At 68.5% G+C, this 21,116-nt stretch carries 21 protein-coding genes and 1 pseudogene; 14 read left to right on the forward strand and 8 right to left on the reverse strand.

Translation table 11 applies throughout. The features are described from left to right. Positions 1 to 486: trypsin-like serine protease (locus H5411_RS41665; protein ID WP_183127054.1), on the forward strand; the 486-nt coding region annotated here is incomplete at its 5' end. 4 nt (positions 487 to 490) lie between these two features. Here the strand turns inward: H5411_RS41665 and H5411_RS41670 are convergent. Further along, complete coding sequence (locus H5411_RS41670) at positions 491 to 1,231, reverse strand: IclR family transcriptional regulator (protein ID WP_101437698.1); 741 nt, start codon at positions 1,229 to 1,231, stop codon at positions 491 to 493. Between the two features lie 120 nt (positions 1,232 to 1,351). Between H5411_RS41670 and H5411_RS41675 the strand changes: the two genes are divergently transcribed. From H5411_RS41675 to H5411_RS41685, 3 genes are all read left to right on the forward strand, one after another. After that, positions 1,352 to 2,629 (forward strand): MFS transporter, encoded by a 1,278-nt coding sequence (locus H5411_RS41675; RefSeq protein WP_183127056.1) that lies wholly within the window; start codon positions 1,352 to 1,354, stop codon positions 2,627 to 2,629. Further along, entirely contained in the window at positions 2,626 to 3,519 is an 894-nt protein-coding gene (locus tag H5411_RS41680) for a 2-hydroxyacid dehydrogenase (protein WP_183127058.1), read from the forward strand. The genes H5411_RS41675 and H5411_RS41680 overlap by 4 nt, the downstream gene beginning before the upstream one ends. A 571-nt stretch (positions 3,520 to 4,090) precedes the next feature. Then, positions 4,091 to 5,269: a thioester domain-containing protein gene (locus H5411_RS41685; protein WP_183127060.1), complete on the forward strand. Its 1,179-nt coding sequence runs from the start codon at positions 4,091 to 4,093 to the stop codon at positions 5,267 to 5,269. Positions 5,270 to 5,936: 667 nt separating this feature from the next. Here H5411_RS41685 and H5411_RS41690 read toward each other — a convergent pair. Next, positions 5,937 to 7,409 carry an LCP family protein gene (locus H5411_RS41690; protein ID WP_183127062.1) on the reverse strand — a complete coding sequence of 491 codons (1,473 nt, stop codon included), beginning with the start codon at positions 7,407 to 7,409 and terminating at the stop codon, positions 5,937 to 5,939. Positions 7,410 to 7,618: 209 nt separating this feature from the next. On the opposite strand from H5411_RS41690, the gene H5411_RS41695 reads away from it, so the two are divergent. Beyond that, positions 7,619 to 8,629 carry a glycosyltransferase gene (locus H5411_RS41695; protein ID WP_183127064.1) on the forward strand — a complete coding sequence of 337 codons (1,011 nt, stop codon included), beginning with the start codon at positions 7,619 to 7,621 and terminating at the stop codon, positions 8,627 to 8,629. After that, positions 8,626 to 9,069 (forward strand): annotated as a pseudogene (locus H5411_RS49915) (polysaccharide deacetylase family protein); the annotation flags it as partial. The gene H5411_RS41695 and the pseudogene H5411_RS49915, both read left to right, overlap by 4 nt. Before the next feature lie 156 nt (positions 9,070 to 9,225). On the opposite strand, the gene H5411_RS49920 reads toward H5411_RS49915, so the two are convergent. Further along, positions 9,226 to 10,224, reverse strand: a complete 999-nt coding sequence (locus tag H5411_RS49920; protein ID WP_183127066.1) for a M56 family metallopeptidase — start codon at positions 10,222 to 10,224, stop codon at positions 9,226 to 9,228. A 3-nt stretch (positions 10,225 to 10,227) separates the two neighbouring features. After that, positions 10,228 to 10,605 (reverse strand): BlaI/MecI/CopY family transcriptional regulator, encoded by a 378-nt coding sequence (locus tag H5411_RS41710; protein ID WP_101437703.1) that lies wholly within the window; start codon positions 10,603 to 10,605, stop codon positions 10,228 to 10,230. Positions 10,606 to 10,695: 90 nt separating this feature from the next. On the opposite strand from H5411_RS41710, the gene H5411_RS41715 reads away from it, so the two are divergent. From H5411_RS41715 to H5411_RS41730, 4 genes are read left to right on the forward strand one after another with little or no spacing between them, the layout of a single operon-like run. Then, a complete protein-coding gene (locus H5411_RS41715; RefSeq protein WP_101437704.1) occupies positions 10,696 to 11,298 on the forward strand; it encodes a DedA family protein in 603 nt (200 codons plus the stop codon). Beyond that, on the forward strand, positions 11,295 to 11,864 hold the full coding sequence (locus H5411_RS41720; RefSeq protein ID WP_183127068.1) for a phosphatase PAP2 family protein: 570 nt from the start codon (positions 11,295 to 11,297) through the stop codon (positions 11,862 to 11,864). The genes H5411_RS41715 and H5411_RS41720 overlap by 4 nt, the downstream gene beginning before the upstream one ends. After that, the gene (locus H5411_RS41725) at positions 11,861 to 12,229 is read left to right on the forward strand and encodes a DUF1707 SHOCT-like domain-containing protein (protein ID WP_101437706.1); all 369 of its coding nucleotides are present in this window, start codon (positions 11,861 to 11,863) and stop codon (positions 12,227 to 12,229) included. Before H5411_RS41720 ends, H5411_RS41725 begins: the two co-directional genes overlap by 4 nt. A 9-nt stretch (positions 12,230 to 12,238) precedes the next feature. Continuing rightward, complete coding sequence (locus H5411_RS41730; protein ID WP_101437707.1) at positions 12,239 to 12,970, forward strand: SDR family oxidoreductase; 732 nt, start codon at positions 12,239 to 12,241, stop codon at positions 12,968 to 12,970. Here H5411_RS41730 and H5411_RS41735 read toward each other — a convergent pair. Genes H5411_RS41735 through H5411_RS41745 form a run of 3 tightly spaced genes read right to left on the reverse strand, consistent with a single transcriptional unit; the run spans position 12,961 to position 16,527 of the window. Further along, positions 12,961 to 14,511, reverse strand: coding sequence for an acyl-CoA synthetase (locus H5411_RS41735; protein ID WP_183127070.1), 1,551 nt, complete (start codon positions 14,509 to 14,511; stop codon positions 12,961 to 12,963). The genes H5411_RS41730 and H5411_RS41735 overlap by 10 nt on opposite strands. A gap of 16 nt (positions 14,512 to 14,527) precedes the next feature. Next, entirely contained in the window at positions 14,528 to 15,649 is a 1,122-nt protein-coding gene (locus H5411_RS49140; RefSeq protein ID WP_101437709.1) for a DUF5938 domain-containing protein, read from the reverse strand. A 29-nt stretch (positions 15,650 to 15,678) separates the two neighbouring features. Beyond that, positions 15,679 to 16,527: an SDR family NAD(P)-dependent oxidoreductase gene (locus tag H5411_RS41745; RefSeq protein WP_312878725.1), complete on the reverse strand. Its 849-nt coding sequence runs from the start codon at positions 16,525 to 16,527 to the stop codon at positions 15,679 to 15,681. A 78-nt stretch (positions 16,528 to 16,605) separates the two neighbouring features. Between H5411_RS41745 and H5411_RS41750 the strand changes: the two genes are divergently transcribed. The 4 genes from H5411_RS41750 to H5411_RS41765 all read left to right on the forward strand — a co-directional run bounded on the left by H5411_RS41750 (position 16,606) and on the right by H5411_RS41765 (position 19,760). After that, positions 16,606 to 17,220 (forward strand): TetR/AcrR family transcriptional regulator, encoded by a 615-nt coding sequence (locus H5411_RS41750; RefSeq protein ID WP_101437710.1) that lies wholly within the window; start codon positions 16,606 to 16,608, stop codon positions 17,218 to 17,220. Positions 17,221 to 17,315: 95 nt separating this feature from the next. Further along, positions 17,316 to 18,347, forward strand: coding sequence for a Dyp-type peroxidase (locus H5411_RS41755; RefSeq protein ID WP_183127074.1), 1,032 nt, complete (start codon positions 17,316 to 17,318; stop codon positions 18,345 to 18,347). Continuing rightward, positions 18,344 to 19,141 (forward strand): family 1 encapsulin nanocompartment shell protein, encoded by a 798-nt coding sequence (locus H5411_RS41760; RefSeq protein WP_183127075.1) that lies wholly within the window; start codon positions 18,344 to 18,346, stop codon positions 19,139 to 19,141. Before H5411_RS41755 ends, H5411_RS41760 begins: the two co-directional genes overlap by 4 nt. 82 nt (positions 19,142 to 19,223) lie before the next feature. Continuing rightward, complete coding sequence (locus H5411_RS41765; protein WP_183127077.1) at positions 19,224 to 19,760, forward strand: M15 family metallopeptidase; 537 nt, start codon at positions 19,224 to 19,226, stop codon at positions 19,758 to 19,760. 22 nt (positions 19,761 to 19,782) lie between these two features. Here the strand turns inward: H5411_RS41765 and H5411_RS41770 are convergent, their stop codons facing one another. Beyond that, a complete protein-coding gene (locus H5411_RS41770) occupies positions 19,783 to 20,988 on the reverse strand; it encodes a glycosyl hydrolase family 8 (protein WP_183127079.1) in 1,206 nt (401 codons plus the stop codon). Positions 20,989 to 21,116: the final 128 nt, after the last annotated feature.

The following is a 21,116-nucleotide window of genomic DNA, read 5'->3' on the forward strand; positions in this document are numbered from 1 at the left end:
ACCATGACCGCCGCGATCGGGAAGCTCACCGACTCCGACCCGCGCGGGCATGTGCTGAAGATCGTGGACACGCGCCAGTCCGCGGTCAACGACCTCGCGCTCGCCAAACTGTCCGAGCCGGTCACCGACATCGAACCGCTCGCGCTGCCGGACGGTCCGCCGGAGCCGGGCGAGCACACGACCTTCGTCGGCTGGGGTTCGCTGTCGTCGAAGGTCATCGTGCAGACCGACCACATCAAACGCGGCGATTTCCAGGTCGCCGAAGTGCGCAAGGACGAGATCACCCTGGAGCCGCTGAAGAAGCGGACCGTGGAGAACAGCCCGTGCCCGGACGATTCGGGTTCGCCGTTTTTCGTGCCGGTGAAGGGCAAGAACACGCTGATCGCGGTCGAGGACTTCGGCCCCGACTGTCCTCAGCCCGGCATCGAAACCGCGGCGCGCGTCGACCAGCTCGTCTCGTGGATCAAGGGACAGATCGGCGAGTAGGCCGTCACCGGGGCAGCACGGCCGCCAATTCCCGGGCAGCAGCGCGTAAAGCGGGCACGAACTCCTCTAGCTGCGCCACAGTCAGCCGGTAAGCCGGTGCCGCGGTGGACAACGCGGCGATCGCGGTCCCGTCCGGCGTCCTGATCGGAACGCCGACCGCGCGGATGCCCTCCTCGTGCTCCTCGTCGGCGATCGCGAAACCACGTTCGCGCACCGCCGCGATCTCCGCCGCGAACGCCTCTCGCTCGGTAATGGTGCGCGGACCCAGCGCGGGCAGTTCCAGCGAAGCGACCAGCTCATCGCGGTTCGGTGCGAACGCGACCAGGCATTTGCCCATCGACGTGCAGTGCAACGGTCCGCGCGCACCCGGTTCGCCGCGGATCTGCAGCCGCTGCGACCCCTGAACCGAGTGCACGTAAACCTGGTTGTGCCCGTCCAGCACGGCCAGCAGCGTCGGCTCGCCGGTCTCCGCGGACAGCTTCTGCATCACCGGCAGCGCGACGCCGGCGAATCCGCGCGCCTGCGACACCGACTGGCCCAGTTCGAACAGCCGCAACCCCAGCGAATACCGCTTCGACACCGGGTCGTTGCGCGCGAATCCCTCGCTCTGCAAGGAACTGAGCAATCGATGCGTGGTGCTCACCGGATACCCGGCCGCGCGCGCGAGCTCGGACAGCGGCACGCCCTCGGGGTAGCCGCCGAGCAGGGACAGCACCCGCAAAGCCTTGCCGACCATGTCCGCCATCGGACCCCCTTGACGTCCCGCGCGCGGCGACGCACACTGCTGCTCACCGCATTGCGGAATAGCTTTCCATATTACGGAAAGCACGTCAAGGACTTGGGTCAGCGGCGACAGGAGTACCGGATGAACACCGTCGAGCAGGCGGGCACGCTCGGGCGGCAGCGCTGGCTGCGCCTGATCCCGATCGTCTTCGTCACCTACAGCCTCGCCTACCTCGACCGGTCGAACTTCTCGATCGCGACCGCGGGCGGCATGGCCGAGGAACTGCACCTCACGCACACGACGTCCGGGCTGATCGCCGCGTCGTTCTTCCTCGGCTACTTCCTCCTGCAGGTCCCCGGCGTGCTCTACGCCGACCGCCGCAGCGTGCGGAGCCTGATCTTCTGGTCGGTGCTTGCCTGGGGCGTCCTGGCGACCGCGCAGGGGCTGCTCAGTTCGGTGCCGGTGCTGATCGCGGTCCGGTTCCTGCTCGGCGCGGTCGAAGCGGCGGTGCTGCCCGCGCTCGTCGTGCTGCTCGCGCGGTGGTTCACCAAGGCGGAACGCGGCCGTGCCAACGCGTTTCTGATCCTCGGCAACCCGGTCACGGTGATGTGGCTGTCGGCGGCGTCCGGGTACCTGATCGAGGCGACGTCCTGGCGCGGCATGTTCATCATCGAGGGAATCCCGGCGCTGATCTGGGCTTTCGTGTTCCGTGCACAGGTCCGCGACCGGCCCGCCGACACGCAGTGGCTCGACCCGGCCGGTCGCGACGCGGTCGAGCGCGCGATCGCCGCGGAGCAGGCGCACCTGCCGGAACCGGCTGAGCGTCCGGTGCGGGAAGCGTTGCGCTCCAAGGCGGTCCTGCTGCTGTCGGCGCAATATCTGTTGTGGAGCATCGGGGTTTACGGCTTCGTGTTCTGGCTGCCGTCGATCGTCAAGGCGGGTTCGTCGGCCGGGATCGGCGCGACCGGTTTGCTGTCGGCGATCCCGTACGCGTTCGCCGTGGTGGCGATGCTGATCAACTCGCGCGGTTCGGACCGCTCCGGGGTGCGGCGGAAGTACGTGTGGCCGTGGCTGATCGCCGGCGCGGTCGCGTTCTACGGCTCGTACCTCTTGGGCAAGCAGCACTTCTGGTGGGCGTTCGTGCTGCTGGCGATCGCCGCGGTGGCGTTGTACGCGCCGTACGGCCCGTTCTTCGCGATGATTTCCGAACTCCTGCCGCAGCGGACCGCTGGGGTCGCGGTAGCGGTGGTCAATGCCGCCGGAGCGCTCGGCGGGTTCCTCGGGACCTACCTGGTCGGCTGGCTCGAATCCGCCACCGGCAGCACGGCCGCCGCGTTCTTGATGCTGGCGGGGACAATGGCCGCAGCCGCGGTGCTGGTGCTCGCGGTTCCGGTGAAGACGAAGGAAAGGCGAGCATGACCGCGCGTGTACTGGTGCCCTGGTCCGACATTTCCGTTCCGGCGGAACTGGACGCGGTCGTCTGGGACGGCCGCGGCACCCCTCCGGACGGCCTCGACGACGTCGAGTTCTACGTTCTGCCCTACGACCAGGGTCCGGCGGCCGCGAAGCTCATCCCGCACCTGCCGTCGCTGCGCGCGGTCCAGACGCTCTCCGCTGGCTATGACAACCTGCTGCCGCTCGTCCCGTCCGGGGTTCGGCTGGCGAACGGCCGGGGCCTGCACGACCTCAGCGTCGCCGAGCACGCGCTCGCGCTGATCCTTGCCGCGCAGCGGTATTTCCCGCGCTGGTTCGCGCAGCAGCGGACCGGTTCGTGGGACCGGGTGCACACGCGCTCGCTCGCCGACTGTCGTGTCCTGCTGGTCGGCTACGGCTCGATCGGCCGAGCCATCGAGCGGTACCTGGAGGCCGGCGAGGCCGAGGTGGTCCGGGTCGCCAGCGCGGCTCGCCCCGGCGTGCACGGCATCGCCGAACTGCCGGATCTCCTGCCGACGGCGGACATCGTGGTGCTGGTCCTGCCGGACAACCCGCGGACGCGCGGTCTCTTCGGCGCCGCGGAACTGGCCCTGCTGCCGGATACCGCCCTGGTCGTGAACGTCGGCCGCGGCACCGCCGTGGACACCGACGCCCTGACCGCCGAGGTCTCCGCCGGCCGCCTGCGCGCGGCGCTCGACGTCGTGGACCCGGAACCGCTGCCCGCCGACCATCCACTGTGGACGCTCGACGGCGCGATCATCACCCCGCACATCGCGGGTGGTTCGGACTCGTTCTACCCGCGCGCGAAGCGGCTGGCCGAACGCCAGCTCGCGCACTACGCGAAGGGCGAGCCGCTGGAGAACCTGGTCAACTGAGCACAGCCGGGACGGCGGCGCGCCAGACGGCGGATCACCGCGGGCAACTCGACCGGCGGCGAGCGATCGGTCGGGGAGAACCCGGGGCGTCGACGGGCGCCTCCGCCCGGCGACGCGGTCTGGGGATCTCCGGACGCGTTCCCATCGCCGAAAGGTCGCTGATGGGAACGCGCTGTGCGCGCCGCCGCGTTTCCGGAGCGAATTCCACCGGTTTCCGCACCGCGTCCGCGACCTGCCAAGCGCTGCCTTCCAGCCGAACCCGCGCGCCGGCGCGGCCGAACGCCGCCAGCACGTCCGCCGGGCGGCGTAATCCATGTTGTGTGCCCAGCGTTCCCCCGTTTTCGCAGCTCTTTCCACATCTACCCAGAGCAACACAAAGGGAGGAATGACTCCGACTGGTGGTACGAAAGCGCATTCAGGGGACCACCCAGAGTGCATATGTGAGCCCTGTGTATGCTTCGCCATCGCTTGACTGGGTGGATTCTTCACCTGAATTGGTGGCCGTCGTGGTCGGGGAGATGTGGTCTCACGCGGTCCGTCGTTCGTGGTTCGGGACTGGATGGGAGAAAGCATGCACGGCAGGTCAATGCTGGTCCGGGGAGGGGCCGCGGTGGTGTCCGCGGCGGCGGCGCTCATGATCGCCGCACCGGTTGCCCTCGCGGATGACAACGCCCCCTCGGCGCGCAGCGGCGCGGCCTCGGGCACCTTGGAGCACGGCGGTTCGTCGGGCTTCGACGTCAACATCACCGGCAAGAAGGACGCGCTTCAGACGACGCTGTTCAACCTGAAGCTGTCCGACGGCGCCGTTTCGAAGATGTACTGCGTGCAGATCGAGGTCGGCGCCCGGTTCGGCGAGACCATGGTCGAGCACGCGTGGAACGACTACCCCGACGCGGGTTCGCCGTTCCGCAAGAACAACAAGAACATCAACTGGGTGCTGCACCACAGCTACCCGTCCGAGGACACCGCGTCCCTCGAGAAGACGCTGACCGGCAAGGGCGTCACGCTCCACGACGGTCTGTCCGAGAAGGAAGCGCTGACCGCGACCCAGGCCGCGGTGTGGCACTACAGCGACGCGGCCGACCTCGACGCCAAGAACCCGCTGGCCAACGGCTCCCCGGACGACGCGGCCGACGTGCTCGCGCTGTACGACTACCTGACCGGCGACGCCAACACCGGCGTCGAGGAGACGAAGCCGGCGCTGAGCATCACCCCGGCCAAGGCGACCGGCGAAGCGGGCACGAAGATCGGCCCGTTCACCATCGCCACCACCGGCAGCGTCACCGACTTCACGAGCAAGCTCCCCGAGGGCGTGAAGGTCGTCGGCGAGAACGGCGAAGAGATCAAGTCCTCCGCGATCAAGAACGGCACGAAGCTGTTCCTGGACGTCCCGAAGGACGCGAAGGCCGGCACGGCCGAACTCGCGGTGAAGGCCACGGGCGACGTCAACACCGGTCGCCTGTTCGTGGCCAAGAACTACGCGGACAAGCCGGCGCAGTCGCTGATCGTGGCCCAGTCGCAGAAGAGCAGCGTCCAGGCCGCCGCGACCGGCACCTGGACCGAAACCGGCCCGGTGACCACCGCGCCGGCGACGACCGCCCCCGCCGCCCCGGGCGGCAACAACTCGGGCCAGACCCCGCTGGCGAACACCGGCGTGAACGCCGCGCTGCCCATCGGTGTCGGCGCAGCCCTGGTGATCGCAGGCGGCGCGATGCTGCTGGTGGTCCGCCGCCGGCGCAGCAACGCCTGAGTCACGCATAACCGCTAGAGCAACGGGCCGGTCCGCACAGGACCGGCCCGTTTTGCTTTCCCCCGGCCCGGCCCCCGCAGTGTCCGCCGACGGTTCCCCCCGCTCCGCCGAAGTCCGTGAAGGACTCCTTGAGGGAATCAGATTCCCTCAAGGAGCCCTTCACGGACTCCAAGTCCCTTCAAGGGTTCCCCTCGCAGCCGCCTGAGGAGTCGGGTGGGTTCCGTTCTCCTGGACCGGAGTTGGTCTGCACGGGCCACCGTCTCCGCCACCGGCGACCCGCAGCGCGTGGCGAGGGGAACCCCTTCGCGGACTTAGACTCCCGCAAGGGGCCTTGGGTCATGGGGTTGTTGCAACGCTGCCTGGTTTGAAGAAGTGGGTTGTGATGGCGAGGGTGCGGAAGCGCCACCGGTGGTTGCCGCATTCGGCGCGTCGTATGCAGCCAATGCCACATCGGGGCTAACCGCAGCCCGCGCACCCAACCAGCCGAGCACCCACACCACCCCCGCACCCCGATACGAAGCCAAAAACGCGGTCTGGGGTGGCTTGTCAAGGCATCTTTCCCGCCTTGACAAGCCACCCCAGACCGTCGTCACACTCAGCTTCGGGGTGCCCCCACGCACCCCTCATCCCGCGATGTGCGAAGCACGAGCCTTCCAGCCACTCCAGCTCAGTTCACGCAAGTAACCCCGTCAGCAGTAATCTCCGGCGCACTCCCAGCCGGAGGCTCCATCACCGCCGGGGCAGCGGCCGGATGCACCCCGGAATCATCCGAATACTTCTGCCCCAGATAAACCCGGAAATGATCCTTCTCAAGAGAATTGTCCGGAGCCACCGCAACCCCGCCCAGTTTCTCGGCGATCGCCTCGGCCTGGCTGCGCTGCCCCCGCCCGTAGTACACCGTCGAAGTCCGGCGGGTAGCGCTGTTAGTCACCGACCCCCGCTGATATCCAGCAGCGGCAAGCTTGTCCGCCACCTTGTTGGCCAACCCGTCCAGCCCAGACGAATTGCGCACATCCACCACATACGAAGCCAGTGACGGATCCCCAGCGGACGAAGACGGCGGCGCAGTAGCGGAAGAAGACGGCGACGAAGGAGACGCCCCAGTCTGCTCCCGAATGAACTGCTGAACCTGCTGAGGATCAACCTGAACCGCATCGCCGTCGTTAGGTGTCTTCAACGTAATGCTGACCACCGGCACGGTGACGAAGTTGATGCTCCCCGCACTCATCCCGTGCAACTGCTGAGCAAACCCGAGCAAATCCCAGTTGGTATCGACAACAACAGCCTTCTTGACCGCCCCGATCAACGCGTCCAGCTTGCTCGGATCAGTGAGCGTCCCCGCGGAAAGGATCGTCTTGGCCATGCTGGCCATGAAAACCTGCTGCCGCTTGATCCGGTCCAAGTCGCCATTGGGCAACCCGTGCCGCTGCCGCACGAACTGCAACGCCTGGGCCCCGGAGACATTCTGCTGCCCAGCCCGGAAATCCGCCCCCGAGTAACTGTCCTTGACCGGAGCTTTGAGACAGACCGGAACTCCGCCGACAGCCTGGCTCACGTAGTAAAACCCAGCCAGGTTCACCGCGGCGTAGTGCGTGATGGTCAACCCGGTCAACTGCTGCACGGTCTCGATCGCGGTCTTCGCCCCGGCCTGAGCCGAGTCCGTCTCCAGCTGCGCCCCGGATTCGCCCTGCGCCTTCAGCTCGTTCTTCCGAGCTATCTGGCCGTAGGTGTACGCCGAGTTGATCTTGTGCTTCCCGAACTTCCCGGCGAGCTGGACATACGAGTCACGCGGGATCGAGATGGCGGTGGCGTTCCCGCCGCCCGCCGGGATGTGCACGACGATCATCGTGTCGGTCGTGTCGCCGCCGTCCTCGGCGCCGCCCGCGTGCAGCTGGTCGAGCACGTCCTCCGGCAGCGGGTTGCCCTGCGCGTCGGTGCGCGTGTCGAGGCCGACCAACAGGATGTTCTGCTCGCCCATCGGCGAGTCCGCACCGGCGCCGATCACATCGGACCTGGTCAGGCCGTCGGTGATCTGGTTCAGCTTCGACCAGGCGAACGCGGTGCCGCCGAGGACCAGCAGCGAAACAACGGCCAGGAGCACCTGGGCGACACGCAGCGCGCTGGAGGTCTTGCGACGCATCGGGGTTCCTCTTCCTGCCACTTCCGGTGGTCGAAAGACCCACGGTAGCGGGCGTCTCACCTGGACGGGTTACCGCTTACCCCAAATTGCGGAGACGGCGCCCGGAATGTCGGACCGAGGGTGCATCTGTGCGCCCAGGTCGGTCTCGACTCTCATTCTACAGCGATGTAGTTTTACTACAGTCGTGTAGAAGCAGAAAGAGGTGCCCGATGGCCCGCGTGGTGATCGTGTCCGCCCGGATCGGAGCGGGCCACGACGGTGCCGCCAGGGAGCTGGACCGGTGGTTCTCCGGCCGCGGCGCGCACGTCGTCCGCGCCGATTTCCTGGACCTGCTGCCCGGAAGAGTCGGCGAGCTGCTCTGCGGCGCCTACCACCAGCAGCTGAACACGGCACCGCGCAGCTGGGACTGGTTGCTAGCCGCACTGGGCACCCCCGCGCTGGCCGGTGCCGCGCGACGGTTCGCCGGTCTCGCCACGCCCCGGCTGCGGGAACTGCTCGGACAGGACACCGATGTCGTCGTATCGACCTATCCGCTCGCCACGCACGCGGTCGCCCGGCTGCGGCGGTCGAACGAACTGACCGCGCCGCTGGTCGTCTACCTCACCGACCCGTCGGTGCACCGGCTCTGCGTCAGCCCGGACGCGACGCTCACGGTCGCTCCCAACGAAACCGCCGCCCGCCAAGCCAAAGCGCTTGGAGCCGGTCGCACGCTCGTCTCGCGTCCGCTGGTCGCGCCCGCGTTCCGGCCCGCCACCGGGATCACCGAACGGCTGCGGCTCCGGCTCGCGTTCGGTCTTCCGCACGACGGCCCGCTCGCGTTGGTGGTGGCCGGATCCTGGGGCGTCGGCCAAATCGAACAGACCGCCGACGACCTCCTCGCGACCGGCCTCGTCGAGCCGGTGGTGGTGTGCGGCCGCAATGAAGCCCTGGCCGAAAAGCTGCGAAAAACCGGACATCGGCACGTATTCGGCTGGGTCGACCGGATGCCCGAGCTGATCCGCGCGTGCGACGTCGTGGTGCAGAACGCGGGCGGGCTGACGACGTCGGAGGCGCTCGCGACCGGTCTTCCGGTGTTGACTTACCGCTGCCTGCCCGGCCACGGACGCGCCAACGCCGCCGTGCTGCACAACGACGGCATCGTGCCGTGGGTCCATTCGCCGAGCGAACTGACCGAGGCGCTGGAGTGGCTGCTGCGCCGGCCGGTCAAGGCGGCGGGATGATCCGGGGACTCGCCGCGGTGGCCGTCGCGCACGCTGCTCCGGCCGCGTTGTTCCTACCGCAATTGCGCCCGCCCCGGCTGGCTGGGCGAGGCGACTCCGGTCATGTGGCCTTGACCTTCGACGACGGCCCGAACCCGGAATCCACCCCGCAGTTCCTCCGGGCGCTCGAAAAACTGGACGTCCGCGCGACCTTCTTCGTGCTGGGCCGGGAGCTCGCCGCCGCGCCCGAACTAGGCCGGGAGATCGCCGCGGCCGGGCACGAAATCGCGGTGCACGGCTGGGATCACCGCTGCTTCCTGCGCCGCTCCCCGAAGGCTCTGCACGAGGAGCTGACGCACACCGTCGACCTGATCGAACTCGTTACCGGCACGCGACCGCAGTGGCTGCGCGCGCCGTATGGAGTGTTCAGCGCGAGCGCCCTGGTGTCGGCGCGCATGCTCGGACTTCAGCCCGTTTTGTGGAGTACCTGGGGATTCGACTGGACCAGTCGCGCCACTCCGCGCTCGGTCGTGCGCACCGTGTGCCGAAGGCTGACCGGCGGTGGCACGATTCTGCTGCACGACTCCGACATCGCCGCCGCGCCGGGAGCGTGGCGATCAGCGCTTGGCGCAGTCCCGGTGCTCGTGGCGGACTGCCGGGAACGCGGGCTCGCTGTGGGGCCCCTGCGCGAGCACGCAAGCGGCCTGCTGCGCGGTCTCGAGTCCGGAATGGAGATCGGTCGCCGCGTCGAGAGTGCAGGCCGCTGACCACGTGCACGCACCGAGCACGACCGCGACGGCGACCGCCGCCAGTGGCTTCCGCCGCGAACCTGGGGAGGGGGAGGAAAGCAGCGCGCTGACGCGTTGCGGCACCGGTCCACCGGTCGCGGCAAGCGCGAGCGACGGCTGGGACCGGCCGGCCAGCGCGGCCTTCGCGACCGCCGTGGCCACCAGTTTCCGGTCGCCGACGCGGTCCGCGGCCGCTTCGTCCGCCCAGCGTTCCAGCGCGAACCGGGCGGCCGAGCCGAGCGGACGCAACACCGGGTTGACTGTGGTCGCGACCGTCACGATCGCGGCGAAAACATGGTGCCGCAGCCGGAGATGCGCGCGTTCGTGCGCGAGCAGCGCGCGGCGTTCCCGCGGTTCCAGTGCCGCGAGCATCCCGCTGGACACCGCGATCCGGCCGCCGCCTCCGGCCACCGCGAACGCGACCGGTTCCTCGCCCGGCAGCAGCACGAAGCCAGCCTCGCGGGTGTGCGTGTCCAGCTCGGCGTGCACCTTCCGGTGCCAGCGCACGTACTGGATTGCCGTGCGGGTCAACGCGACCCCGGCGACGACGAGCGCGACCCCGCTGGCGATCGCCAGCGGCAGGTTCACCGCGTCGGCCCCGCGGAACGCGACAGCGGAGAAATCGCCCAGCTCGCCGACAAACGGCAGCTGCGCGAGACCCGCGGCGGCGAGGACCGCGAGCGTCGCCGTGCTGCCGACGGCGAGCACCAGCGCGGACCCGGCGAGCAGCCAGCTGCCGAGCCGCGGCGACAGCCGGGGCGCGACCCAGTGCGCCACCGGCCAGGACGCCAGCGGAAGAAGCAGCGGAGCGAGCAGGTCGAGATTCACGGGTCAGCCGCCGTTCTGGCGCAGAAGGTCGCGCAACACGGCTTCGTCCGATTCGGACAGGTTCGACACGAATTTCGCCAGCACGCTGGAGCGGTCCGCTTCGGCGTCGAGCACCTTGCTCATCCGGCGGGCGGCGAGCCCGGGTTCGTCGTCGGCGGCGCGGTAGGTGAACGAGCGGCCCTGCTTCTCCCGGGTCGCCACGCCCTTCTCGAACAGCCGGGACAGGATCGTGACGACGGTGGTGTAGGCCAGTCCGCCGCCGATCCGCTCCTGGACCGCGGTGGCCGACAGCGGCTCGTCGGATTCCCACAGCACCGCGAGCACCTCGGCCTCCAGTTCGCCGGGAGCCCGCCGGGCGCTCTCGCCCCGTCCATTGCGCATGGTCCAAATTCTACCTGTTTGTCGAAGCGGCTCGGCCCACTACTACGTTCATGTAGAATTTCGACAGTTGTGTAGTAGTTGGAGGTGGGCATGCTCGACCCGAAGTGGCTGCTGGCCGCGTTCGGCCCGCTCGGCGTCTTCGTGGTGATGTTCGCCGAAACCGGACTGCTCGTGGGGTTCTTCCTGCCGGGCGATTCGCTCTTGTTCACCGCGGGGGTCCTGGCGGCGTCGTCGACGCTGCACCTGTCCCTCGCGGCGGTGATCGTCGCGGCCGCGGCCGGGGCGCTCCTCGGCGCGCAGGCGGGATACATCCTCGGCCGGCGAGCCGGCGGCGCGCTGCTCGTCCGGGTGCGCAGCAAGCACCTGCACGAGGGTGTCGCGCGCGGATCGGCGCTGCTCACCCGGTACGGGCTCGGCAAGGCGGTGGTGCTGGCGCGGTTCATCCCGGTCGTCCGGACCGTGCTGAACCCGCTCGTCGGCATCGCCGGGATGCCCGCCGCGAAATTCGCGTTGTGGCAGGTCATCGGCGGTCTGTTGTGGACAGCCGGCGTGACGCTCGCCGGATACGCGCTGGGGGCGTCGGTGCCGAACATCGACACGTACCTGCTGCCGATCATCGCCGTGGTGGTGCTGCTTTCGCTGAGCCCGCTGCTGGTCGAGCTCGTCCGCGCGCGAAGGAGCGTGACGCGATGATCGACGCCGGGTGGTACCGCGACATCACGGATTTCGCGTGGTCTCAGCACTGGCTGGCCGGAATCGCGACGACGTTCAGCGAATACGGGGTTTTTCTGGTGGTGCCGGTGATCCTCGCCCTGCTCTGGCGGGCGCGGGTCAAGGGACCGGCGGCGCTGGCGGCCGCGGCATGGGTGCCGATCGCGATGGCAGTGGCCATCGCCGTGGACACCGTGTTGAAGTCGGTGTTCGCCGAGGTCCGGCCGTGCCGCGTGGTTCCCGGCGTGCACCCGCTGCTGCCGTGCGATCCGCCGGCCGACTACGCGTTTCCCAGCAACCACACGGTCATCGTGGCGGCGTTCGCGGTGGCATTGCTGCTGGTAAATCGCAAATGGGGGCTTTGGGCGCTCGTTTTCGCGGTGCTGATGGGGATTTCGCGGGTGTACGTCGGGGCGCACTATCCGCACGACGTGCTCGCGGGGTTCGTAGTCGGCGCCGGAGTCGGTGCGCTCGGACTCATGGTCCGCGAACCGCTGACCAAGGTGGCGGTTCGGGTGATGCCAGTCGTATCCGGGAGGAAGGCATGACTGATGATCGACCCGTCCGCTGCTCCGACGCCGAACGGGACCAAACGGCAAAAGTCCTGAACAGCGCCGCGGGCGAGGGGCGACTGAGCCTGTCCGAAGTGGAAGAACGGGTCACGACCGTCTACGCGGCGCAGTACCGGCACGAGCTGGACGCCGTGGTCGCGGACCTGCCCTCACCTGCGACGCGGGCCCGCTGGCAGCCGTTGCTGCTCCTGGCCGGACACCAGCTGGTGACGGAGTTCGGGGCCGCGCCGGCGCGGCGCAAGCTGGCCGTCGGGATGCTGCTGGTGATCGCGGTGGCGATGATGGTTTTCCTTGCCGCGCACGGATTCGCTGACGAAGGGCATCACTTCGGCCACCGCTAGACTGACGCCGTGCAGAGAAAAGCGGCGCTGGTCACCGGGAGCTCGCGCGGAATCGGCAGGGCGATCGCGGAGCGGCTGGGTGCGGACGGGTTTTCCGTCGCGGTCAACTACCGCGCCGATCAGGACTCGGCCGAGGCTGTCGTCGCCAAGATCCGCGCGGACGGCGGCCAAGCGGTCGCTCTCCGCGCGGACGTCACCGACGACACCGAGTTGCGTGGCCTTTTCGACCGCACGGAACAGGAATTCGGCGGTCTCGACGTGGTCGTCGCCAACGTGGGGATCGCCCGGTTCGTGCCGCTCGCCGAGGCCTCCGACGAAATCTTCGACCTGATCTTCAGCACCAACCTCCGGCCGACTTTCGTCTCCTTGCGCGAGGCGGCCCGGCGGGTGCGCGATGGCGGCCGGATCGTCGTGGTGTCGAGCGGAGTGGTCGCGACGGCCCGGCCCGGCACCGGGATCTACGGTGCCGCGAAGGCCGCCGGGGATCAGTTCGTGCGCGTGCTGGCGAAGGAACTCGGCCCGCGCGGGGTGACGGTGAACAGCGTGCTTCCGGGCGCGGTCCGCACCGAGGCCCTCCTCGCTGACGGGCCGCCGGGCGTGGTCGAGTACAGCGCGAGGCAGACTCCGCTCGGCCGGATCGGCGAACCGGGCGACATCGCGGACATCGTGGGTTTCCTGGCGTCGGACCAGGCCCGCTGGGTCACCGGCCAGACGGTGCACGCGGGCGGCGGTCAGTTCTGAGGGACGGTCCGCTCGGCCAGCAGCTGCGTTCGCACGTCGGTTTTCAGCACCTTGCCGACCTTCGACCGCGGCAGGTCCGGCCAGAGCAGGACTTCCTTCGGCGTCTTGACGCTGCCCAGCAACTCCTTCACCGTGGCCCGCAGTTCGTCCGCGGCCGCCGTCCGTCCTTTGTGGAGCTGGACGACCGCGGTCACCTGCTCGCCCCATTTTTCGTGCGGCAGGCCGACCACCGCGCAGTCCTGCACCGCGGGATGCGTCATCAGCGCCTGTTCCACCTCGGCCGAGTAAACGTTGAAGCCGCCGGTGATGATCATGTCCTTGGCCCGGTCCACGACGTACAGGAAGTTCTCCTCGTCGAGGTAGCCGATGTCGCCGGTGTGGTGCCACCCGTGCCTGCTGACGTCCGCGGTGGCCTCGGGATTGCGGTAGTAGCCGGGCATCACCAGCGGTCCGCGCACGACGATCTCGCCGCGTTCGCCGCGCGGCAGCAAGGTTCCGTCTTCGGCCATGATCGCCACCTGGGTCAACGGCGTCGGACGGCCCGCGGAGGTGAAACGTTCGCGGGCCAGTGTGCCGTCCGGATGGAGATGGTCGGCCGGGGAGAGCGTCGAGATCATCATCGGTGCTTCGCTTTGCCCGAACAACTGGCCGAGCACCGGTCCGATCCGGGTGATCGCTTCCTCCAGCCGCGAAGCCGACATCGGCGCGGCCCCGTACCACAGGCATTCCAGCGAGCTGAAGTCCGTTGTGGACAGTGCGGGATGGTCCAGCAGCAGGTAGATCAGCGTGGGCGGCAGGAAGGTGTGGGTGATCCGGTGCCGTTCGATCAGGCCGAGGAACCGGCCGAGATCCGGCGACCGCATCACCACGATTTCGCCGCCCAGCGCCAGCACCGGGAAACACAGCACCCCGGCGGCGTGCGTCAACGGGGCCAGCGCGAGGTAGCGCGGACGCGGCTGGAACGGGTAGCTCATCAACGTCAGTGCCGACATGGTTTCGAGGTTGTGCCCGGTCAGCATCACGCCCTTCGGCCGACCGGTGGTGCCGCCGGTGCCGACGAGCATCGCCGTGTCGTCCGGCGGATCCGCTTGCCAGGGCGAATCGGGAAGCCCGTCGAGCCATGCGGCCAGCGGGATCGCGCCGTCGAACGAGCCGTCGAGGCACACCACGGTGGCGAGCTTCGGCAGCTGTCCGGCGATGCGGGAAACGAGCGGTGCGAACGACTCCTGCACGAGCAGGCACGTGCAGTCGAACAGGTCCAGCAGTTCCCGGTTCTCCGCCGCCTCGTTGCGCGGATTGACCGGGCACCAGACCGCCCCGGCCCGGCTGATGCCGAACACGCACCCGAACGACACCGGGTCGTTGGCGGAGAGGATCGCCACCTTGTCGCCCGGCCGCACGCCCGACCGCGCGAGCGCACGGGCGACCTGCCAGGACAGCCGCTGGACCTCGCCGTAGCTGAGCGAGCCGCCGTCCGTGGTCAAACACGGAGCCGACGGGCCCAGCGAGGCGCCCTTGTCGAGGTAATCGGTCAGTCGCACCGCTCGTCTCCCGCTCTCAGGACTGCACGGTCAGGACCGGGTTCGAGACCAGCCCGAACGACCGCAGCACGCCGAGCAGCTCCCGGTGCCCGAACGCTTGGCACGCCGACGCGAATCCGGCCCGCCGCGGCGGTTGCTGCAGCAGCGAGTACGCCGCGTACGCCTGCATCAGCCCGGTCTGCTTGTAGTTGCAGGTCCCGTGGATCACGCAGTGTGCGCGGCCGAGCGGACCGGATGCGTGCACCGAATCCAGCGAGGTGTTGATCCGCTGGTTTTCCCGCGGCGGCATTTCGTCCCGTACCGCGGCCGCCTGCTCGTGCAGCACCTTGAGTTTTTCTTCCAGCGGAAGGTCTTTCACCTGTTCCAGCACGGCTGCGACGATCTGCGGCACGCCCTGCATCAGCGCCCGGTCGAACACGCCGCCGACGGCTTTCACGTTGGCCACACGCGGATCGTTCTTGAACCACACCGGATGCGAGGTGCCGCCCCACGGCAGCGCGAGGCCGATCTCGTGGTGTCCCGGAACGGCCACGTCCTGCAGCCCGCCGTCCGGCGGCCAGGCCACGTATTCGTTCTGCTCCAGGTAATACGCGGCCGACAACGCGGCGTTCACCAGGATCGTCTGGGTGGAAGCGACGGTGGGGTAGCCCTTCCAGAACACCAGGATGTCCAAAGTGTCCAGACCGGGCGTCTCGAGGCAGAGGTTCGCGGCGATCTCGCCAGTGGTGTACATCTGCGCGATGCCGGGGGAGAGCAACAGGCCCTTGGCGGCCATGTCCGCGCCGTAGCGTTCTTCGGCGGAGATCAGCCAGTCCTGCTCGCCCGTGGTGTCGAGGTAGTGCGTACCGGATTCGAGACAGGCCTGGACGACCTCGTGACCGTATTCGCTGAACGGACCCACGGTGTTGCACACGACCGACGCGTCGCGGAAAAGCTCGGTGAGCGGGCCGGTCTCGTGGGAGACCTCGACGACCTCGTGGTCCACGGTGTCGAGGCCGGGAATGTGGTCGAGAGCGGCCTGCACCCGGGCCTTGTCCCGGCCGGCCGCGGTGAACGGAACGTTGTACTCGCGGAGGTACTCGCAGATCAGGCGGCCGGTGTAGCCGGACGCGCCGTACACGACGACGGGCTTGGTCACGACGGGTTTTCCTTTCGCTGGAGGGGGATTCACATGCCCATGCCGCCGTCGACCGGGAGGCCGGCGCCGGTGATGAAGCGCGCGGCGTCGGAGGCGAGGAACACCACGGCGTCGGCCATGTCGGCGACCTCGCCGAGCCGTCCGGCCGGGGTCTGCGCGACGACCGCGCCGATCGCCTCCTCGACGCTCGGGAACAGCCCGACGTCGACCACGTCGGTCGCGAGCTGGTTGCCCATCTGCGTCGGGACCAGACCCGGGTACACGCAGTTCACCCGCACGCCGTAGCCGAGCTTCCCGGCCTCCATCGCCGCGACCCGGGTGAGCCGGTCGACCGCCGATTTCGTCGCCGAATAGCCCGCGATGCCGGGGAAGGCGATGGTCGCGGCCACCGAGGCGATGTTCACGACCGCGCCGCCGCGTCCGGCCGCGCCGCCGGGCCGCATGGCGCGGAACGCGTGCTTCACGCCGAGCGCCGTGCCCAGCACGTTGACCTCGAGCATTTTCCGCACGTCAGCCGGGTCGAGGTCGGCGACGAGCCCGGTGATCTCGACGCCCGCGTTGTTGACGACGATGTCGAGCCCGCCGTGTTCGCCGACCACGGCCTCGACCGCTCGCGCCCAGTTGTCGTCGTCGGTGACGTCCAGCCGGACGAATCCCGCGCTGGCCCCGCTCTGCTTGATCGCGTCGGCGGTCTTCCGGCCGAGGTCCTCCTGGACGTCGCCGATGACGACCGCCGCGCCCGCCTTCGCGAGCGCCTCGGCCATGCCCTGGCCCAGGCCCTGAGCGCCACCGGTGACCAGCGCGGTGCGCCCGGTCAGGTCGTACGAACCCATCGACATCTCCTCCTTGAGACGTGCCGCCACTGCGGTGTAGGTCACACCGTAGCGAACTTTGGACAGTCGTCAAGATTTTCTTGGACACTCGTCAAGAAAACGAGCCGCGCTAGACTGCCGGGTGTGACACAGGCGAAGGAGCGCATCTCCCGCCGCGCGGTGGACAAGTTCGCCCAGCGGCGCGAGCAGCTGGCCGAGTCCGCGCTGCAGGCGCTGGCCGAGCTGGGGTACGCCCGCACGAGCCTGCGCGAAATCGCCCAGAAATCCGACTTCTCGCACGGCGTCCTGCACTACTACTTCGCCGACAAGGTCGAGCTGCTCACCTACGCGGTCCGCAAGTTCGAAGAGGTCTGCGTGACCCGCTACGACGATGTGGTGGCGACGGCGGGCTCGGCCGACGAGCTGAAGCACGGCTTCGGCGCGGCGATGGCCGCCACGCTGCGCTCCGACGCGGCGATGCACCGCCTCTGGTACGACCTGCGCAACCAGAGCCTTTTCGAAGAGTCCTTCCGCGGCGACGTGCTCGACATCGACGAACAGCGTCAGGACATGGTGTGGCGCGTCGTGCGGCGCTACGCCGAGTTCGCCGACCGGCCGGCCAAGGTTTCGCCGGAGGTCGCGTACGCCGCGTTCGACGGGTTGTTCCAGCGTGCTTTGCTGCAGCAGCTCGCCGACCAGGACGCGGCGGCGGATCGGTTGGAAGCCGACGTCGCGGCTCTGTTGACGCACTTCGTCTGACGGCTACCCCGCCCGAGTGGTGATGCCGGGTGTGCTCGCCCGTCCGTGGTTAGGATGCGCTCGGACGATCACCGGGCGAGAAGGGGTGCGCGAGCGTGCAAGCGGGGGACCTCGAACCGCCTGAGCCGCAGGCCGTTTCCGCGCCGTTGACCAGGGCGGCGATCTTTCTGCTGGTCCAGGTCGACCCCGGGGGCGAGCAGACCGCGAAAGACCTCCTCGCCGACCTGGCCGGACTGCAGCGCGCGGTCGGTTTCCGCGACGCCGGCGCCGGGCTCACCTGCGTCGCCGGGATTTCCTCGGCGGCGTGGGACCGGGTCTACGGCGGCCCACGGCCCGCGGAACTGCACGAGCTGCCAGTCTTTTCCGGCGAGAAGCACACGAGCGTCGTCACCGCCGAGGCCGACCTGCTGTTCCACTTCCGCGCCGACCGGCTCGACCTGTGCTTCGAGCTGGAAACGCTGATCATGGACCGGCTGCGCGGTGCGGTGACGGTGCTCGACGAGGTGCAGGGCTTCCGGTACTTCGACGCGCGCGACGTGCTCGGTTTCGTCGACGGCACGGAAAATCCGACCGGCCGCGGCGTCGAGCAGGCGGTGCTGGTGGACGACGACGAACCGTTCAACCGGGGCAGTTACGTGGTCGTGCAGAAATACCTGCACGACATGCGGGCCTGGAACGCGCTCACCACCGAACAGCAGGAACTGGTGATCGGACGGCGCAAACTGTCCGATGTGGAGCTTTCGGACGAGGAGAAACCCGCCGATTCCCACATCGCGCTCAACGTGATCACCGACGACGAAGGCAACGAGCTCGACATCCTGCGCGACAACATGCCGTTCGGCCGTCCCGGGCACGACGAGTTCGGCACCTATTTCATCGGCTACACCAAATCTCCGGCTGTGATCGAGAAGATGCTGGACAACATGTTCGTCGGGTCGCCGCCGGGCAACTACGACCGGATTCTCGACTTCTCCACGCCTCACACCGGCGCGCTGTTCTACGTGCCGACCGCGGACTTCCTCGAAGATCCGCCGGACGCCCCGCCCGAGCCGGAACCGCCGGCTGCCGCGACGCCCGCCGGGACGTCGCTGGGCATCGGAAGCCTGCGAAGGAGCACTCGGTCATGAACAACCTGCATCGCGAACTCGCCCCGATCTCCGCCGCCGCGTGGGCGGACCTGGAGGAGGAGGCGAAGCGCACGTTCGCCGAGTTCGCCGCGGCGCGCCGGGTGGTCGACGTCGTCGTCACCGGAGACCCGGCGCTCGCCGCGGTCGGCACCGGGCGTCGCGAACGCGTCGGCGGCAAGTTCGACGGCGTCGCGACGAGCCTGCGCACGGCGCAGCGGATCGTGGAATTGCGGGTGCCGTTCACGGTGTCGCGCGAGGAAATCGATTCGGTCGAGTGGGGCGCGAAAGACGCCGACTGGCAGCCGGTGAAGGACGCCGCGCAGCAGATCGCGTACGCCGAGGACCGGATCGTGCTCGACGGTTTCGCCGAGGCGGGCATCACCGGGATCCGCCCGGCGTCGTCGCTGTCGCCGATCGCGCTGCCGCCGGAGGCCCCGCGCTACCCGAAGGCGATCGGCGACGCGATCGCCGAACTGCGTGACGCGGGTGTGGCCGGGCCGTACACCGTCCTGCTCAGCGACGACGAGTTCACCGCCGCGTACGAGGCGGCCAACCACGGCTATCCGGTGCTGGAACACCTGAAGCAGATCGTGGACGGCGAACTCATCCGCACGCCCGCGATCAGCGGAGCCTGTGTCCTGTCCACGCGCGGCGGAGACTACGAACTCCACTTCGGACAGGATCTGTCCATTGGCTACTCCAGCCACGACGCGACCACTGTGGAGCTGTACTTCTACGAGACGCTGACGTTCCTCGTGAACACCGCCGAAGCGGGGATCGGGCTGACCGCCTGACGTTACCTGTTCATGCGGTCTTGTTACGCAGCGCGGACATTCGCCGAACCGTCCGGGGATACCCGCTCGCGATAGTTGCGGCGTGCTGCAGAACAAAATCAAGGCCGTGCTGCTCGTGTTGCCCGCGGTAGTCGTCGCCGGGTGCTCGGGTCTTCCGACGCTCGACGGCGATCCGGACCACGACCCGGCTCAGGGCGGTGCCCCGGAAGGCGTCACGCTCACGCCGTTCGACACGAGCTACCCGGCGGTCGGGAATCTCGATCCGGCATTGCGGAAAGCGTTGCAGGAAACGGCAATCGACGCGCGTCAGCGCAAAGTGGACATTCGCATCGCGTCGGGCTGGCGGACGAAGGAGTACCAGCAGAAGCTGCTCGACGGCGCCATCGAAAAGTACGGCAGCCTGGAAGAGGCGCGGAAATACGTGAACACGCCGGAAAAATCGACCCATGTGTCCGGCAAAGCCGTCGACGTCGCTCCCACCCGTGCTGCCGACTGGCTGATCCAGCACGGCGAGAAATACGGCCTCTGCCAGGTGTACGCGAACGAGATGTGGCATTTCGAACTGCTGACCGCGCCAGGCGGGACGTGCCCGCCTGCCCGCACGGACGCCGCGGGTTAGCGTCCGCACGGGCAGGTCGCGGTCACGGGGCCCAGTAGTTGCCGGACATCACCAGGTAGACGAGCAGCTTGATGGTCTCGCCGTAGTAGGTGTCGCCGTACGGGTTGCCCGCCAGGTACTTCCACAGCGAGTCTGTCCAGGCCTGGTCGCCCGCGACCATCGCGGCCACGCCGACCGGGTTGGGTGCGACCTCGGACTGGTCGCTGGTGTTGGTCGGCGTTCCGTCGAGTTTGGTGTGCGGGTAGATCTTCGCCGGGTCGCCGCCGGAGTGGCTCTGGTAGCTGGCCGATTCCTTCTTGGCGACCTCGGTCGAGACCTTGCCGCCGTACAGCAGCGCGTCGGTGCCCATGTGCCAAGGCACGCGGACGGAGTTGTAGCCGACGATGTTGTCCGGCTGGTTCTCCAGGTAATCGGCGGGCGCGGGCTTCGGGCTGGTGGTGTTCGCGCCGACCACGAAGTCGGACAGCAGGTTCGCGTTCGGCGAATACTTGGCGGTGAACTGGGTGATCAGCTGCTCGGTCCGGGTGACGACCTTGTTCCAGTCGTGCGCGGTGTCGTACTTGGCGAACGCGCGCAGATGATCGAGCATGAAGTCGGACGGCCGGGTGCCGTCGTCGTCCGCGTCGTCGGCGATCTTGAGATGCCCGTCGGACGCGACGTCGTGCTGGTAGATCTTGGCAAGCCAGTCCTTCGCGGCGGCGCTGTACCCGCCCCACTGCTTGTCCGCGAGAATCAGCCCGTAGCCGACGTCGAGGTCGCCGTCGGTCGCCGAGTCAGGCGTGCCGTTGTCGGCGTACTTGCAGGTCTTGCCGTCGATCTTCCACTGGAAGAGGCCCTTGCCGTCCCGGTGGTCCTGGACGAACTTCCACATGCCGTCGAAAATCGTCTTGGCCTGGTCGTCGTAGCCCGCCATCAACGGAACGATGTTCATCCCGTAGCCCTGCGCCTCGGAAACCGTGCCCTTGTTGGGCGCGTCGTCGGTGGCCCAGACGAGGTACCCGCCGCAAGCCTGGCGGAGGTAGGTTTTCTTCCAGGAGTCGTACTGCTTCTTGACCGCGGCGTCCTGCTCGGCCTGAGTCGCCGAAGGCCGGACACCGGTCTGATAGGTGACGTGCGCGGGAAACGGACGCGCGACGGAAACCGCGGCAGCGGGCCCAGCACCGGCCAGCACAGCGGTAACCGAAACGGAAACGGCGGCGAACAGCGCCACCTTCCGGGAAGCGGGCATTTTCGGGGTCTCCTTGTTAGTAAACTTTCCTAACTAGGCGGCGTGGGAAAAGCCTGCTGTACCGCGTGTTTGGTGTCAAGATGTCGGGCTTGGGAAGTCTCAGGTGTACCGGTTCCGTAGCGTTCGGC

It is taken from the genome of Amycolatopsis echigonensis (genome assembly GCF_014174495.1).
In the GTDB taxonomy this organism is placed as follows: Bacteria; Actinomycetota; Actinomycetes; order Mycobacteriales; family Pseudonocardiaceae; genus Amycolatopsis; species Amycolatopsis echigonensis.